The sequence below is a fragment of the Vogesella urethralis genome (assembly GCF_007644045.2).
Lineage (GTDB): Bacteria > Pseudomonadota > Gammaproteobacteria > Burkholderiales > Chromobacteriaceae > Vogesella > Vogesella urethralis.
This window is the reverse complement of the sequence record NZ_VMDW02000060.1, coordinates 1-246: the sequence shown is the minus strand read 5'-3', so window position 1 is coordinate 246 and position 246 is coordinate 1. Positions and strand designations below refer to the sequence as shown.

Annotated in this window: 1 protein-coding gene; it reads right to left on the bottom strand. The window is 58.9% G+C overall.

Annotated elements, in window-relative coordinates; translation table 11 throughout:
• Positions 1-246 (bottom strand): ATP-binding cassette domain-containing protein (locus FLQ03_RS04710; protein ID WP_144374159.1); only part of this gene is annotated, 246 nt, incomplete at both ends.

Below are 246 nucleotides of genomic sequence, written 5' to 3'. Positions count from 1 at the left end.
GCGCGGGCAATCTGACTTCGCTGTCGTTCTCCGCCTGACAAAGAGTGCCATCGCCGCTGGCGTAAGCTGCATAACTGCATCAGGCCAATCGCCTGTTCAACCGCAGCCTCATCGTCGCGCGTGGTTCTCTGGAATGTTTTCCGGTAGGGCGTACGCCCCAGCCTGACAATATCCTCAACGGTCAGTTCCCCGTCGACCTCAGCATGTTGCGGGACAAACGCCATGTGCTGCGCCCGTATTTTCAGC